This window comes from Luteibacter pinisoli (genome assembly GCF_006385595.1).
Taxonomy (GTDB): domain Bacteria; phylum Pseudomonadota; class Gammaproteobacteria; order Xanthomonadales; family Rhodanobacteraceae; genus Luteibacter; species Luteibacter pinisoli.
Genome location: NZ_CP041046.1, coordinates 2696373 through 2708959, shown reverse-complemented (window position 1 = coordinate 2708959; position 12587 = coordinate 2696373). Strand labels below are relative to the sequence as shown.

Sequence of the window (12587 nt, the reverse complement as noted above, 5' to 3'; positions counted from 1 at the left end):
GGTGGGGGCCAGCCGTTACGCTTCTCGACTTGTGTCCGGGGGAAATCAGGGGATTGGAAGTGACGAAGTGTTTGTTGGCCGCCGCCGCGGCCATGTTGTTGTCCGCCTGTGGCGGCAAAGCCGTGATCGATGCCGATGCCAGCCGCATGGTGGCAGCCAGCCCGGATTCGCCGTGGCTCACCGTGGAAAACAAGGGCGCCGCCGTCCTCAACGTCAAGGGCCTGGATACGACGGCCCACGTGCAGGTGGCCCCGGATGTGGTTTCGGTCATCCAGGCGCAGCTGCGCCGTGACCTGCAGCCGAAGTACTTCACCGACCTGATCGTGGGCTGCCGCAACATGCAGGTGGTGGTCGCGGCCGCCCCGAAGGCGGATACCCCGGTGACCACGATCGACATGCAGGCCGATTGCCGCATCGTCGCCCGCGGCAAGGTGGTGGCGAAGGGCTACCGCGTCAGCCAGTCCATGCCGCTGAACGCCGCCGAGCCGCGCTTCGACGTGCAGGTGCCGGCGCTGTTGCAGTCGGCGTCGCGTGACCTCGCCAGCCAGCTGTGGACGGACGTCGTCGCCACGGGCGTGCACCGCTAAGCGAGCAGGTGCCTCAGGCCTCCGCCGCCGTCGGCGTGCGGAGGTCGTCGCGGGCCGCGACCAGGCGCTCCTGGTTGAAGCCCTGGGTCGGCGTGGCCAGCAGCACGCTGTCCGGGTCGGCCAGGCCTTGTTCCACCAGCACATCCAGCATCGCCACGCGGCTGGCCGCCAGCAGCGCGCGCCCCAGCGGCGTGCGTGCGCCCGCGTCCGCGGGATCCGCGCGCTCCGCCAGGGCCTGGACCACGCGGGAAGGAAACTGCCAGTGGCGGGCGGCGTGGAGCGACAGCCGTTCCACCTGCTGGCCGAGTGCCGCGACAAACGGGCGGCTCAGGCTGAGCTGGGCGAGCCCGGCCGCGTCGAGCTCCAGCATGATGGTCTGCGCCCCGGTCTGGCTGACCAGGCCGGCAAGGAAGGCTTCAAACGGATCGGCCGCCGGGCGGCTGAGGAACACGCAGGTGCGCGCGCAGCGCTCGGCGTGCTCCCACAGGCGGTCGCCCGCGGCGCGGCTGAGTGCGTCGGTATCGGTGCGCAGGATCGGCCGCATCACCAGCTGCATCACCACCCGGCGCAGGCCGTTCTGGCCCAGCAGGGTGATCGCCTGCGGCAGGCCGGTTACCGGGCGGGCGGTGCGGAAGTAAGCGCTGTTGGCGACGCGGATGATCTCGCCCACCAGCACGGTATCCCGGCTGATCTGCTCGGCCAGCGTGCGGCTGCTGCTGTCGTCGTTGCGCAGCGAGCGCATCAGCTGCGGCACCACCGACGGCAGGCGGGGCAGGGTGCCGACATCGAAGCGCTCCGTGCCGAAGGCATCGCGCACGCGGCGCGCCGCGGCCTGTTCGGTCGCGCTCATGGCCAGGTCGGCCGACGGCGCCACGCCGAGCAGCATGCGGTAGAAGCGGTCTTCGATTTCCTCGGCCGCGATGGCGTTGGTGGGCCCGGGGTGTTCCACGGCCACGCTCACGAAGGTATGCCCTTCGTGCTTTGCCGGGGGCACGGGCGTGCGGGCACCAAACAGCTTCCTGAAGAACCGGCCGATCACGGGCGAGACTGCCTCGATAGCAAAGGTGGGGACGTGTGATGAGTATATGCTCACGCCGACCCGCCCGGCGTCTTGCGCACAATAGCCCTCATGACCGATCTCCCACGCAGCCGCGTCGTCCTGCCGCCCGATGGCTGGGCCACCGTCCTCGACTTCCTCTGCGATCGGTTTCCCACCGTCCCTCGTGCCGACTGGGCCAGCCGCATGGCGCGTGGCCTGGTGGAAGAGGGTGACGTGACGCTGACACCCGATACGCCGTTCCGCCCCGGCGCCACCGTGGTCTATCGGCGCGAAGTGCCCGCCGAGCCGCGCGTGCCGTTCGAGGAAATGCTGGTCCATGTCGATGACGACCTGGTCGTCGCCGACAAGCCGCACTTCCTGCCGGTGATGCCGGCGGGCGCGTATGTCGAGGAAACGCTGTCGGTGCGCCTGGGCCGTCGCCTCGGCAACCCGGACCTCGTCGCGCTGCATCGGCTGGACCGGGCGACGGCGGGACTGGTCGTGTTCTCCGCGCGGCCGTCCAGTCGCGACGCCTATACGCGGCTGTTTCGCGAACGGCGCATCGAGAAGACGTATGAGGCACTCGCGCCGCCGCTGCCGGGCCTCGCGTTCCCGTATATGCACGAGAGCCGCCTTGAGCGCGGCGAGCCGTTCTTCCGCATGCAGGAAGTGCCCGGCGAACCGAATGCGCGGACCGTGATCGATGTGATCGCGCGCGGCGACACGCAATGGCTGTATCGGCTGACGCCGGTCACCGGCCGCAAGCACCAGCTGCGCGTGCACATGGCCGCGCTCGGTGCGCCCATCGCCGGGGACGTGTTTTATCCCGTGTTGCGCGAGGAAGCGCCGGGTTTCGCCGAGCCGCTTTGCCTGCTGGCACGTGAACTGCGGTTCACCGATCCGCTCGCCGGCCATGAACAAGTCTTTAGAAGCCCGCGCGAGTGGGGCGCCTCTGCTAAAATCCCGTTATCCCCACCGCACGTCCCCGGATGACCACCGCCCCTGGCTTTCGCACTGTTGCCCTGATCATCGCGAGTGCGATGTTCATGGAGCAATTGGACGGGACCATCCTGGCCACCGCGTTGCCGGCCATGGCCGCCTCCTTCGAGGTCTCGCCGCTGCACATGAGCGTGGCGCTGACCTCGTACATGCTCAGCCTCGCCGTGTTCATCCCGGCCAGCGGCGCCATCGCCGACCGCTACGGCTCGCGCAACGTCTTCCGTGCCGCCATCGCGCTGTTCACCGTGGGCTCGATCCTCTGTGGCCTGGCGAGCAACCTGCCGCTGCTGGTGCTTTCCCGCCTGTTGCAGGGCATTGGCGGCGCGATGATGGTGCCGGTGGGCCGCCTCGTGCTGCTGCGCTCGGTGCCGAAATCCGAACTGGTCAGCGCCATGTCGTGGCTACTGGTGCCCGCGCTGATCGGTCCCGTGGTCGGGCCGCCGCTGGGCGGCTTCATCGTCACCTGGGTGTCGTGGCGCTGGATCTTCTACATCAACGTGCCGATCGGCCTGGCCGGCATGTGGCTGGCCTCGAAGTACATTCCCGATATCCGCATCACCGAGCGCGTGCGCTTCGACCGGATCGGTTTCGTGCTCTCGGGTGTGTCGCTGTCGTGCCTGGTGTTTGGCCTGGAAATGGCCAGCCGCGGCGGCCAGTCGTTCAACCTGTCCACGGCGCTGATCCTTGGCGGCATGGTCGCGGGCGGCGTCTACCTCTGGTATTCGAAGCGCATCACGAATCCCATCCTCGACATGTCGCTGATGCGCTTCCAGACGTTCCGCCTCTCGGTGATCGCCGGTTCGCTCACGCGCATCACCGCCGGTTCGGTGCCGTTCCTGCTGCCGCTAATGATGCAGCTGGGCTTTGGCCTGTCGGCAGCGCATAGCGGCGTAATCACCTTCGTCTCGGCCCTGGGCGCCATGCTGATGAAGGCCACCGCCGCGCCGGTGCTGCGCCGTTGGGGCTTCCGCGCCACGCTGGTGTGGAACGGCGTGTTCTCGATGGTCTGCGTCGCCCTGTGCGCGGCGTTCCGGCCGGATTGGCCGCTGTGGATCATCTACGTGGTGCTGCTGTTCTCGGGCTTCTTCCAGTCACTGCAGTTCAGCGCGTACAACACGGTGGCGTATGCGGATGTGCCGAGCGAGCGGTTTTCGAGCGCGACGAGTTTTTACACGACGTTCCAGCAGTTGATGCTGTCGCTGGGGATTTGCGTGGCGGCCGCGGCGTTGCATCTGTCGGTGGTGTGGGGCGGGCGTGAGCATGCGGCGCTGCCGGACTTCTCGGTGGCGTTTCTGGTAGTGACGTTTATTTCGTTGTTGGCTGCGCCGGTTAGTGCGTTGTTGCCTAAGAATGCTGGCGCGGAGATGAGCGGTCATCGGGCGCGTTAAACCTCGTTGATCGTTCGACCGGGCTCGCCTTCGGCTTCGCGGTCGCGCTCTGACGCCTCTGGAAAGAGGTTCTTCGCGCATTACGGGGGCCGCCGCACGCTTTTCGCGCCGAGCGGGACATCGGCGTCGGGAGCGGGAAGGCCCTTGGGTCCGCCAGACGCGGACCTGCGGACCGGGCCGTAGGTGCCCGTGTCGCAAAGATCATTGCGTTACGCGGCCCTCCGCTTATGTCGGCCCCAAGGGCCTGACCACCCGCTGCTTCCCAAACCCCTCGAGCGCGAGGCGGCGAAGCCGCATAAAACACGCATTCTCCACGCGAATGAACCCTTACGTAGGAAGCGGGACCTGGGTCTTGATCCAGCTACCGGGGATACCCGGCATGGCGGCGAGGCGGCGGGCCTGGGCCACGAACTGTTTTCGTGGCATGTCGATCGCGCCCATGCTCACCAGGTGGGGGTTGCTCACCTGTGCATCGAGCAAGGGGAAACCCCAGCCATGCAGCAGCTGGCAGAGGCCGGCCAGGGCGACTTTTGAGCCGCCGGTGCGGGCGCTGAACATCGACTCGCCGCAGAACAGCCGGCCAATGGCCACGCCGTAGATGCCGCCGACGAGTGAGCCGCGATCCCACACCTCCACGCTGTGTGCGTGGCCGAGGCGGTGCAGCTCCTGGTACGCCGCGATCATCTCGTCGCCGATCCACGTACCGGGCTGGCCGTTTCGTGGTTCGGCGCAGGCGCGCATCACGCGGTTGAACGAGGTGTCGGCGGTGAGCCGCCAGTGCGTTGTCGCCAGTTGCTTACGCAGTGAGCGGCTGATGTGCACGCCGTCGGTGCGGAAGACGCAGCGCGGGTCGGGCGACCACCACAGGATGGGCTCGTCGGGGTTGAACCACGGGAACACGCCCTGTGAGTACGCGGCGAGCAGGCGTTCGGCCGAGAGGTCGCCGCCCCAGGCGAGCAGGCCGTTGGGTTCGACCATCGCCCCTTCCGGGTCGGGGAACTGACCGGGGCGGGCGGCGTGGAGCTGGGGCAGGCGAATCATCGGTCCGCGTACGGCGAATGGGTGAGCAGTTCGGCGCGGTAAGCCTCGCGGTGTTCGGCTTCCTGTTCAAGCGCGTCGGCCACGGCGCGGCGGAAGCCGTCGTGGGCGATGTAGTGGCGCGAGTGGGTGAGGGTGGGCAGGAAGCCGCGGGCCAGCTTGTGCTCGCCTTGCGCGCCGGGTTCGAAGCGGGCGATGCCTTCGCGGATCGCATAGTCGATGCCGCGGTAGTAGCACAGCTCGAAATGCAGGCCGGAGATTTCCACGCTGGCGCCCCAGTAGCGGCCGTACAGGGCATCGCCGCCGCGCAGGAACAGCGCCATGGCGACAATCTCGTCGCCGTCGCGGGCCATCGCCACCTGCACGTTCGGGCCGAGTTCGCGGCCCAGGTACTGGAAGAAGCGCGCGGTGAGGGCGGCGTGGTTGCCCTTCAGGTCGAAGGTCAGCTCGTACAGGCCGTGGATCTGCCGCCAGTCCATGTCGGAGAGCTCATCGCCACCGCGCATCTCCAGGGTGAGGCCGGCGGCATGCGCCCTGGCCCGCTCCTGGCGGATGTTCTTCCGCTTCTTGGCGGTGAGCGCGCCGAGGAAGGCGTCGAAATCGGGGTAGCCGCGGTTGTGCCAGTGGAACTGGTAGTCCGAGCGGGCCAGCCAGCGGTCGTCGAAGGCGTCCAGGTCGTCTTCGGCCAGGAAGTTGGCGTGGATGGACGACAGGCCAAGCCGCTCGGCCTCGTCGACAAGGGCGGCCGTGAGCTGGTTGCGCAGCACGTCCGCGCCGATGCCTTCACGCACGAGGAGGCGCGGCCCGGGTACCGGGGAGTAGGGCGACGCGACGAGCATCTTGGGGTAGTACTGCCCGCCGGCCCGTTCCCAGGCGGCGGCCCAGCTCCAGTCGAAGACGAACTCGCCATGCGAGTTGCCCTTCAGGTAGGTGGGGGCGGCGGCCACGAGGCGGCCGTTTTCGAAGATGGCCAGGTGGTAGGGCGCCCAGCCGTAGTCCTCGCGCAGGCAGCCTTTCGCTTCCATCCCGTGCAGGAACGCATGGGACACGAAGGGATTGCCATCCGGGATGAGCGCATCCCAGTCGGCAGCGGGGATGTCGCGCAGGCCCTGCAGGAAGCGGACGTCAGTCATGACGGACGGCCCCGCGCGGTGGAAGGCGCGGGGCCGTGCTCAGGTCAGTCGAGCTTGTGGTTCTGGTCGAGCCAGCGCTCGGCGTCCAGCGCGGCCATGCAGCCGAAGCCGGCCGAGGTGATCGCCTGGCGGTAGACGTGGTCGGCCACGTCGCCGGCGGCGAACACGCCCGGGACCGAGGTCGCGGTGGCCATGCCGGCCAGGCCGGACTGGATCTGGATGTAACCGTCCTTCATCTCCAGCTGGCCGTCGAAGATGCCGGTGTTCGGGGTGTGGCCAATGGCCACGAAGAAGCCCTGGACCTCGAGATCGCGCTTGGCGCCGGTGTTCACGTCCTTCACCCGCACGCCATTCACGCCGGAGTCGTCACCCAGCACTTCGTCGATGGCGTGGTTCCACAGCAGCTCGATCTTGCCGGCCGCGGCCTTCTCGAAGACCTTGTCCTGCATGATCTTTTCGGCGCGCAGCTTGTCGCGGCGGTGGACGAGATAGACCTTGCGGGCGATGTTGGACAGGTACAGCGCCTCTTCCACGGCGGTGTTGCCGCCGCCGACCACGACCACGTCCTGGTCGCGGAAGAAGAAGCCGTCGCAGGTGGCGCAGGCGGAGACGCCGCGGCCCTTGAACTTCTCCTCGGAGGCGATGCCCAGGTACTTGGCGGTGGCGCCCGTGGTGATGATCAGCGCATCACAGGTGTACTCGCCGGCGTCGCCCTTGAGGCGGAACGGGCGGTTCTGCAGGTCCACCTGGTGGATGTGGTCGAACATCATCTCGGTTTCGAAGCGCTCGGCGTGCTCGGCCATGCGGCGCATCAGTTCGGGGCCCTGCACACCCTTTTCGTCACCCGGCCAGTTATCCACCTCGGTGGTGGTCATCAGCTGGCCGCCCTGCTGCAGGCCGGTCACCATGGTCGGCTTCAGGTTGGCGCGCGCCGCATAGACGGCGGCCGTGTAGCCGGCCGGGCCGGAGCCCAGGATCAGGAGGCGGCTGTGCTTGGGGGTGCTCATGTATAATCCTTCAGGTTTGCTGCGGCTGTTTCAGTCGTACCGCTCGCCTCTTGCGGCAGGAAGCTAACGCCGTGTCGAGGTTCCGCGAGATTGCGTCGACCCGGAAGAATGGGGAAGACGGGGGTGCGATTCAAGACATTCCGCTTTGCCGGTGGCTGCCCATGTCCCCACATGGGGGCTTAATTCTGTACTTTCAGGATCTTCCTTAAGATGCGCATTGGTATCCCCTCCGAAACCAAGACCCTTGAAGGCCGCGTGGCCCTCATCCCCGCCGCCGCTGCCGACCTGGTCAGCCGTGGCCACGAGGTCTTCATCCAGTCCGGCGCAGGCACGAAAAGTGGCTACGCCGATAGCGATTATTCGGCCCTGGGCGTCACCGTCGTGGCCGATGCTGCCGCCGTTTATGAAAAAGGCGAGCTGATCGTCAAGGTCAAGGAGCCGATCGAGGGCGATCTCAAGCTGCTCAAGAAGCACCACCTGCTGTTCTGCTACCTGCACCTGGCCGCCGAGCCGGCGCTCACGAAGAGCCTGCTGGACATCGGCCTGACCGGTATCGCCTTTGAGTCCGTGGACGAAAACGGCGTGCTGCCGCTGCTGCTGCCGATGTCCGTCATCGCCGGCCGCATCGCCACCCAGATCGGCACGACCCTCCTGCACCAGCCCAACGGTGGCAAGGGCAAGCTGCTCGGCGGCATGGCCTCCACCCCGCGTGGCAAGGTCGTGGTGCTGGGCGCCGGCGCCGCCGGTGGCAACGCCGCCGCCCTGGCCGCCCAGGCCGGTGCCAACGTGGTCGTGTTCGACAAGCGCCAGGACCGCCTCGCCGAAATGATGGCGATGGGCCCGAACGTCACCGCCCTGTACCCGTACGAGTCGTCGGTGGCCGAAGAAGTGCGCACGGCCGACATCGTCGTCGGTGCCGTCCTCATCCCGTCCGCCAAGGCCCCGCGCGTCGTCACGGAAGCCATGGTCAAGACCATGGAGAAGGGCTCGGTGCTGGTCGACATCTCGATCGACCAGGGTGGCTGCTTCGAGACCTCGCGTCCGACCACCTGGAAGGAGCCGACCTACGACGTCCACGGCGTGACGCATTTCTGCGTGACCAACATGCCGGGCGCCGTGCCGCAGACCTCGTCCACCGCCATCTCGGCCGCCATCCTGCCGTACGTGCAGCGCCTGGCGTCGGGCAACGAGTGGCGCGACTACGCCCCGCTTGCCGCCGGTATCAACATCGAAGGCGGCAAGCTGGTGCACCCGGCGCTTCAGGGCATGGCATGATGCCCCGGTCTGAAGCCGGGGTGGTTCGCTAAGTGGCGCGCAGCGCGAAAGTGGTAAAGAAAACGGCCCGGGCCCAGCCCAAGGCCCAGAAGGAGGGCTTGAGCGACGAGCTCAAGCGCCGCCTGCGCGAAGCGGGAGCCCTGCTGTTGCTCCCGCTCGCCCTGTACCTGCTGGTATGCCTGCTCAGCTACAACGACCAGGATCCCAGCTGGGGTCACATGGGCGTGGCCGAGCACGCCACCAATTTTGGTGGCGCGGTGGGCGCGAACATCGCCAACCTGCTGCGGTACATCTTTGGCCTCGTTTCTTACTTCTTTCCGCTGCTCCTGCTTGCCCTGGGCATCCAGGTCATCCGCCACCGTGGCGAGCGCAACGTCCAGCCGTGGGAACCCTCCCTGCGGCTGATCGGCTTCGTGTTCTTTTTCATCACGGCGCCGGCCCTGATCTACCTCAACGTCGATTCCCCCGTGTTGCCGGAAGGCCCGGGCGGCATCGTCGGCAAGTGGGTAGGCCACGGCCTGCACCGTGCGTTTGGCGACAAGGGCGCACCGCTGCTCCTGCTGGCCGTGTGCCTTATCGCGATCACGCTGGCCACCGGCCTGTCGTGGTTCAAGCTGATGGACGCCACCGGCGAGCTGGTCATGAAGGCCGGCGGCTGGTTTGGCGGCAAGGTGCGCCAGGCCCCCGAGGTGATGGCCGCCCGTTCCGCCCGCGCCGAGCGCGAGGTGGTGAAGAAGGCCGAGGCGGTGAAGCAGGCCAGGCGTGAGCCGGTGCGTATCGAAACGCCCGCGCCCATGGTGGTCAAGAGCGACCGTGCCGTCCGCGAAAACCAGATCCCGCTGTTTACCGGGGCATCGATGGAAGGCGAAGTGCCGCCGCTGTCGCTGCTCGACGAGGCCCCGCCGCAGGGCCCGGGCTATTCGGAAGAAACCCTCGAGGTGCTGTCCCGCCAGGTGGAGCTGAAGCTGCGCGATTTCCGCGTGGAAGCCCGCGTGGCCGGCGTGTACCCCGGCCCCGTCATTACCCGTTTCGAGCTGGAGCCCGCCGCCGGCGTGCGTGGCAGCCAGGTCTCCAGCCTGGACAAGGACATCGCGCGCGGCCTTTCCGTGGTCAGCGTGCGCGTGGTGGATGTGATTCCCGGCAAGAACGTCATCGGCCTGGAAATCCCCAACACCAAGAAGCAGATCGTCTACCTCTCGGAGATCCTCAAATCCGAGCGCTACGACCAGATGAAGTCGCCGCTGGCGCTGGCGCTGGGCAAGGACATCGGCGGCAAGGCCGTCGTGGCCGACCTCGCCAAGATGCCCCACCTGCTCGTGGCCGGTACCACCGGTTCGGGTAAGTCGGTTGCGGTGAATGCCATGGTGCTGAGCCTGCTCTACAAGAGCAGCGCGAAAGACGTGCGCATGATCATGATCGACCCGAAGATGCTGGAACTCTCGGTGTACGAGGGCATTCCGCACCTGCTGGCGCCCGTGGTCACGGACATGAAGGAAGCCGCCAACGCACTGCGCTGGTGCGTCGCCGAGATGGAGCGCCGCTACAAGCTGATGGCCGCGGTGGGCGTGCGTAACCTCGGCGGCTTCAACAAGAAGGTGAAGGAAGCGGAGAGCTCGGGCCAGCCGCTGCTGGATCCGCTGTTCCGCGCCAACCCGGACATGCCGTCCATGGTCGCCGAGCCGCTGGAGCCGCTGCCGCACATCGTCATCATCATCGACGAATTCGCCGACATGATGATGATCGTCGGCAAGAAGGTCGAAGAACTGATCGCTCGTCTCGCGCAGAAGGCGCGCGCCGCCGGTGTGCACCTGATCCTGGCCACCCAGCGTCCGTCCGTGGACGTGATCACCGGCCTGATCAAGGCGAACATCCCCACCCGCATCGCGTTCCAGGTGTCGTCGAAGATTGACTCGCGCACCATCCTGGACCAGTCGGGCGCCGAGGCCTTGCTGGGCCACGGCGACATGCTTTACCTGCCGCCCGGCACGGCCACGCCCGAGCGCGTGCACGGCGCCTTCGTGGACGACCACGAGGTGCATAACGTCGTCGAGTGGCTGCGTGCGCAGGGTGCGCCCAACTACATCGAGGGCGTGCTCGAGGAAGTGCAGAGCACCTCCGACGGCAAGATCATCAACGACGCCGGCCTGCCGCAGGATGCGGACGGCGATGGCGACAGCGATAACGCGTTGTACGACCGCGCCGTGCGCGTGGTGACGGAAACGCGCCGCGCCTCCATCTCCGGTGTGCAGCGTCACCTGCGTATCGGTTACAACCGCGCCGCACGCCTTGTGGAGCAGATGGAGCAGGACGGTATCGTCAGTGCCCCGCAGCACAACGGCAACCGCGAAGTGCTGGCGCCGCCGCCCCCGAAGGATTAACCGCATGAATGCCACGAAACCGGGTGCGCTCCGCCAGCGCCCCTGGAGCCTGCTCGTCACCGGCGACCTGGCACCCAACCGCGAAGTGCTCGACGAGGTCGCCATCGTGTTCGAGCTGAACCCGTCGATCCCCGGGCTGGAACTGCGCGGCGCCGATGGCAGCACGTGCACCATCGTCCGTGAGTACCCGGCCGGCCACACCGCCGAGGTGGACGACGCGCTGGAAGTCATCTTCGCCGAACAGGGCGAGCTGGCCGAAATCGTCGTCCTCGGCCAGGAAGCCCGGCCGGCCCACGTCGCCACCCGCGCCGCGCCTTACTGGCACCGCGACGGCAAGGCCATTGCCGATATCAGCGAGAAGATGGAGGCCGGCGAGATTTCGCCAGCCGAGGCCATCGATATGCTTAAGTCGCTGTTCGAGACCGATCGCTAAAGCGCTGGAGCGTTACCAGCCGGGCTTCTGCTTGCCATCCATCATGGGCACGCAGGCGTATGCGTTGACGTACAGCGTGCCGGAATTGGTGCACTGGTAGGCCTCGCTGCCCTTTTGCAAAAGGACGTAAGCGTAGGTCGTGCCGTAATTCTGAAGCGGGACAGCCGCCTTGATTTCGAACCCCTGCGCAAGGAGTTCGGAAAACTTGGGGTACTTGTTGGCTTTCGCCTCTTCGGCGGCTTGCTGGGCCTCGTAGTCGGCCTTGGCGATCGCTTCGGCTTGTTGCTGCGTGAGCTTCTGTGGTGCGGGCGCGGCGACGAGGGGCGCGGCCAGCAGGGCCATGCAGCAGGCCCATGCGGTCTTCTTCAACGATGTCATCCTGAACTCCTTGTTGGCGTAGTCGCAGCGCGGCCTTGCTGATGCTCCTCAACACACGGCGTTCATGCCATGCTTCGCGCTGTCGCGGCGCATGGTATCCGCTCTTAAGGTGCCGTTCGACACTTAGCGCCGAAAATCGGCACGCATCTCCCGGAATCCACGCCATGAAACGCTTTCTCCTCGCCGCTACGCTGTCGTTGCTCAGCCTGAATGCCTTTGCTGCCGGCCCGGCGCGTGAGCGCCTGGACAGCTTTGCCAAGGGCCTGCACTCGCTCACGGGGCGTTTCAGCCAGACGCTGTTCGACGTGAACGGTGGGCCGGGCAAGACGACGACCGGCACGGTGGCGCTGGAAGCGCCGCGCCAGTTCCGTTGGGAAGTCACGGCACCGTCGAAGCAGACCATCGTCGCGGACGGTAGCCGGGTGTGGCTGTACGACCCGGAGCTGGAGCAGGTGACGGTGCGCAAGCAGAGCTCGGAAGAGGCGCAGAGCCCGCTGACGGTGCTGACCGACCTGTCGCAGCTCGACAAGGGGTTCTTCAAGGTGGCCGAGCAGGGCGAGCATGACGGCCTGCAGTGGCTGCGCCTGACCTCGACGGCGAAGGACCCGGCGTTCGATTTCGCCGACCTCGGTTTTGATGCGAGCGGCCTGGCCCGGATGGAGTTCAAGGACCAGCTCGGCAACACCACCCGCATCCAGTTCGCCGGCTGGCAGAAGAACACCGCCATCCCCGCCGATACCTTCAACTTCGTGCCGCCGCAGGGCACCGACGTCATCGGCGATGCCCCAGTCCTGCAGACCCAGGGCGTTAAATAATCAGCAAGCCTGCCTTTCGGTAGGAACGTCGGGGCACGCTACGGCTTACGTTGTGTCCCAGTCGCTGCGCGGTTATGCCAGACTTCGCCAACGACATCGGATGTGTTGGGGGAGGCG

The 12587-nt window shown here is 67.0% G+C and carries 12 protein-coding genes; 7 read left to right on the top strand and 5 right to left on the bottom strand.

Features of this window, described 5'->3' with window-relative positions; genetic code table 11:
- Positions 1–74: 74 nt before the first annotated feature.
- Positions 75–587 (top strand): hypothetical protein, encoded by a 513-nt coding sequence (locus FIV34_RS12345; protein ID WP_139983178.1) that lies wholly within the window; start codon positions 75–77, stop codon positions 585–587.
- A 13-nt stretch (positions 588–600) separates the two neighbouring features.
- On the opposite strand, the gene FIV34_RS12340 is transcribed toward FIV34_RS12345, so the two are convergent.
- Positions 601–1626 carry an HDOD domain-containing protein gene (locus tag FIV34_RS12340; RefSeq protein ID WP_139983176.1) on the bottom strand — a complete coding sequence of 342 codons (1026 nt, stop codon included), beginning with the start codon at positions 1624–1626 and terminating at the stop codon, positions 601–603.
- Positions 1627–1716: 90 nt separating this feature from the next.
- Between FIV34_RS12340 and FIV34_RS12335 the strand changes: the two genes are divergently transcribed.
- A complete protein-coding gene (locus tag FIV34_RS12335; protein WP_139983174.1) occupies positions 1717–2619 on the top strand; it encodes a pseudouridine synthase in 903 nt (300 codons plus the stop codon).
- Positions 2616–4013: an MFS transporter gene (locus FIV34_RS12330; RefSeq protein WP_139983172.1), complete on the top strand. Its 1398-nt coding sequence runs from the start codon at positions 2616–2618 to the stop codon at positions 4011–4013. Before FIV34_RS12335 ends, FIV34_RS12330 begins: the two co-directional genes overlap by 4 nt.
- Positions 4014–4340: 327 nt before the next feature.
- On the opposite strand, the gene aat is transcribed toward FIV34_RS12330, so the two are convergent.
- The 3 genes from aat to trxB are packed head-to-tail and all read right to left on the bottom strand — an operon-like array spanning position 4341 to position 7191.
- Complete coding sequence (gene aat / locus FIV34_RS12325) at positions 4341–5054, bottom strand: leucyl/phenylalanyl-tRNA--protein transferase (protein WP_139983170.1); 714 nt, start codon at positions 5052–5054, stop codon at positions 4341–4343.
- Positions 5051–6184 carry a GNAT family N-acetyltransferase gene (locus FIV34_RS12320; protein ID WP_139983168.1) on the bottom strand — a complete coding sequence of 378 codons (1134 nt, stop codon included), beginning with the start codon at positions 6182–6184 and terminating at the stop codon, positions 5051–5053. Before FIV34_RS12320 ends, aat begins: the two co-directional genes overlap by 4 nt.
- A gap of 44 nt (positions 6185–6228) precedes the next feature.
- Positions 6229–7191: a thioredoxin-disulfide reductase gene (gene trxB, locus FIV34_RS12315; protein ID WP_139983166.1), complete on the bottom strand. Its 963-nt coding sequence runs from the start codon at positions 7189–7191 to the stop codon at positions 6229–6231.
- Between the two features lie 210 nt (positions 7192–7401).
- Here trxB and FIV34_RS12310 point away from each other — a divergent pair, with 210 nt between their 5' ends.
- From FIV34_RS12310 to FIV34_RS12300, 3 genes are read left to right on the top strand one after another with little or no spacing between them, the layout of a single operon-like run.
- Positions 7402–8466: an alanine dehydrogenase gene (locus tag FIV34_RS12310; RefSeq protein ID WP_139983164.1), complete on the top strand. Its 1065-nt coding sequence runs from the start codon at positions 7402–7404 to the stop codon at positions 8464–8466.
- Between the two features lie 32 nt (positions 8467–8498).
- Positions 8499–10844 carry a DNA translocase FtsK gene (locus FIV34_RS12305; protein WP_139983162.1) on the top strand — a complete coding sequence of 782 codons (2346 nt, stop codon included), beginning with the start codon at positions 8499–8501 and terminating at the stop codon, positions 10842–10844.
- Positions 10845–10848: 4 nt separating this feature from the next.
- Positions 10849–11277 (top strand): hypothetical protein, encoded by a 429-nt coding sequence (locus tag FIV34_RS12300; protein ID WP_139983160.1) that lies wholly within the window; start codon positions 10849–10851, stop codon positions 11275–11277.
- Positions 11278–11289: 12 nt separating this feature from the next.
- Here the strand turns inward: FIV34_RS12300 and FIV34_RS12295 are convergent, their stop codons facing one another.
- Positions 11290–11655: a hypothetical protein gene (locus FIV34_RS12295; protein WP_139983158.1), complete on the bottom strand. Its 366-nt coding sequence runs from the start codon at positions 11653–11655 to the stop codon at positions 11290–11292.
- Between the two features lie 164 nt (positions 11656–11819).
- Here FIV34_RS12295 and lolA point away from each other — a divergent pair, with 164 nt between their 5' ends.
- Positions 11820–12470, top strand: coding sequence for an outer membrane lipoprotein periplasmic chaperone LolA (gene lolA, locus FIV34_RS12290; protein WP_139983156.1), 651 nt, complete (start codon positions 11820–11822; stop codon positions 12468–12470).
- The last annotated feature ends 117 nt before the right edge of the window (positions 12471–12587 follow it).

What these genes read in the sequence shown, in the direction of transcription:
- trxB (WP_139983166.1), bottom strand. Translation starts at nt 7,191, where the DNA reads ATGAGCACCCCCAAGCACAGCCGCCTCCTGATCCTGGGCTCCGGCCCG.
- aat (WP_139983170.1), bottom strand. Translation starts at nt 5,054, where the DNA reads ATGATTCGCCTGCCCCAGCTCCACGCCGCCCGCCCCGGTCAGTTCCCC.
- FIV34_RS12320 (WP_139983168.1), bottom strand. Translation starts at nt 6,184, where the DNA reads ATGACTGACGTCCGCTTCCTGCAGGGCCTGCGCGACATCCCCGCTGCC.
- FIV34_RS12310 (WP_139983164.1), top strand. Translation starts at nt 7,402, where the DNA reads ATGCGCATTGGTATCCCCTCCGAAACCAAGACCCTTGAAGGCCGCGTG.
- FIV34_RS12295 (WP_139983158.1), bottom strand. Translation starts at nt 11,655, where the DNA reads ATGACATCGTTGAAGAAGACCGCATGGGCCTGCTGCATGGCCCTGCTG.
- FIV34_RS12300 (WP_139983160.1), top strand. Translation starts at nt 10,849, where the DNA reads ATGAATGCCACGAAACCGGGTGCGCTCCGCCAGCGCCCCTGGAGCCTG.
- FIV34_RS12330 (WP_139983172.1), top strand. Translation starts at nt 2,616, where the DNA reads ATGACCACCGCCCCTGGCTTTCGCACTGTTGCCCTGATCATCGCGAGT.
- lolA (WP_139983156.1), top strand. Translation starts at nt 11,820, where the DNA reads ATGAAACGCTTTCTCCTCGCCGCTACGCTGTCGTTGCTCAGCCTGAAT.
- FIV34_RS12335 (WP_139983174.1), top strand. Translation starts at nt 1,717, where the DNA reads ATGACCGATCTCCCACGCAGCCGCGTCGTCCTGCCGCCCGATGGCTGG.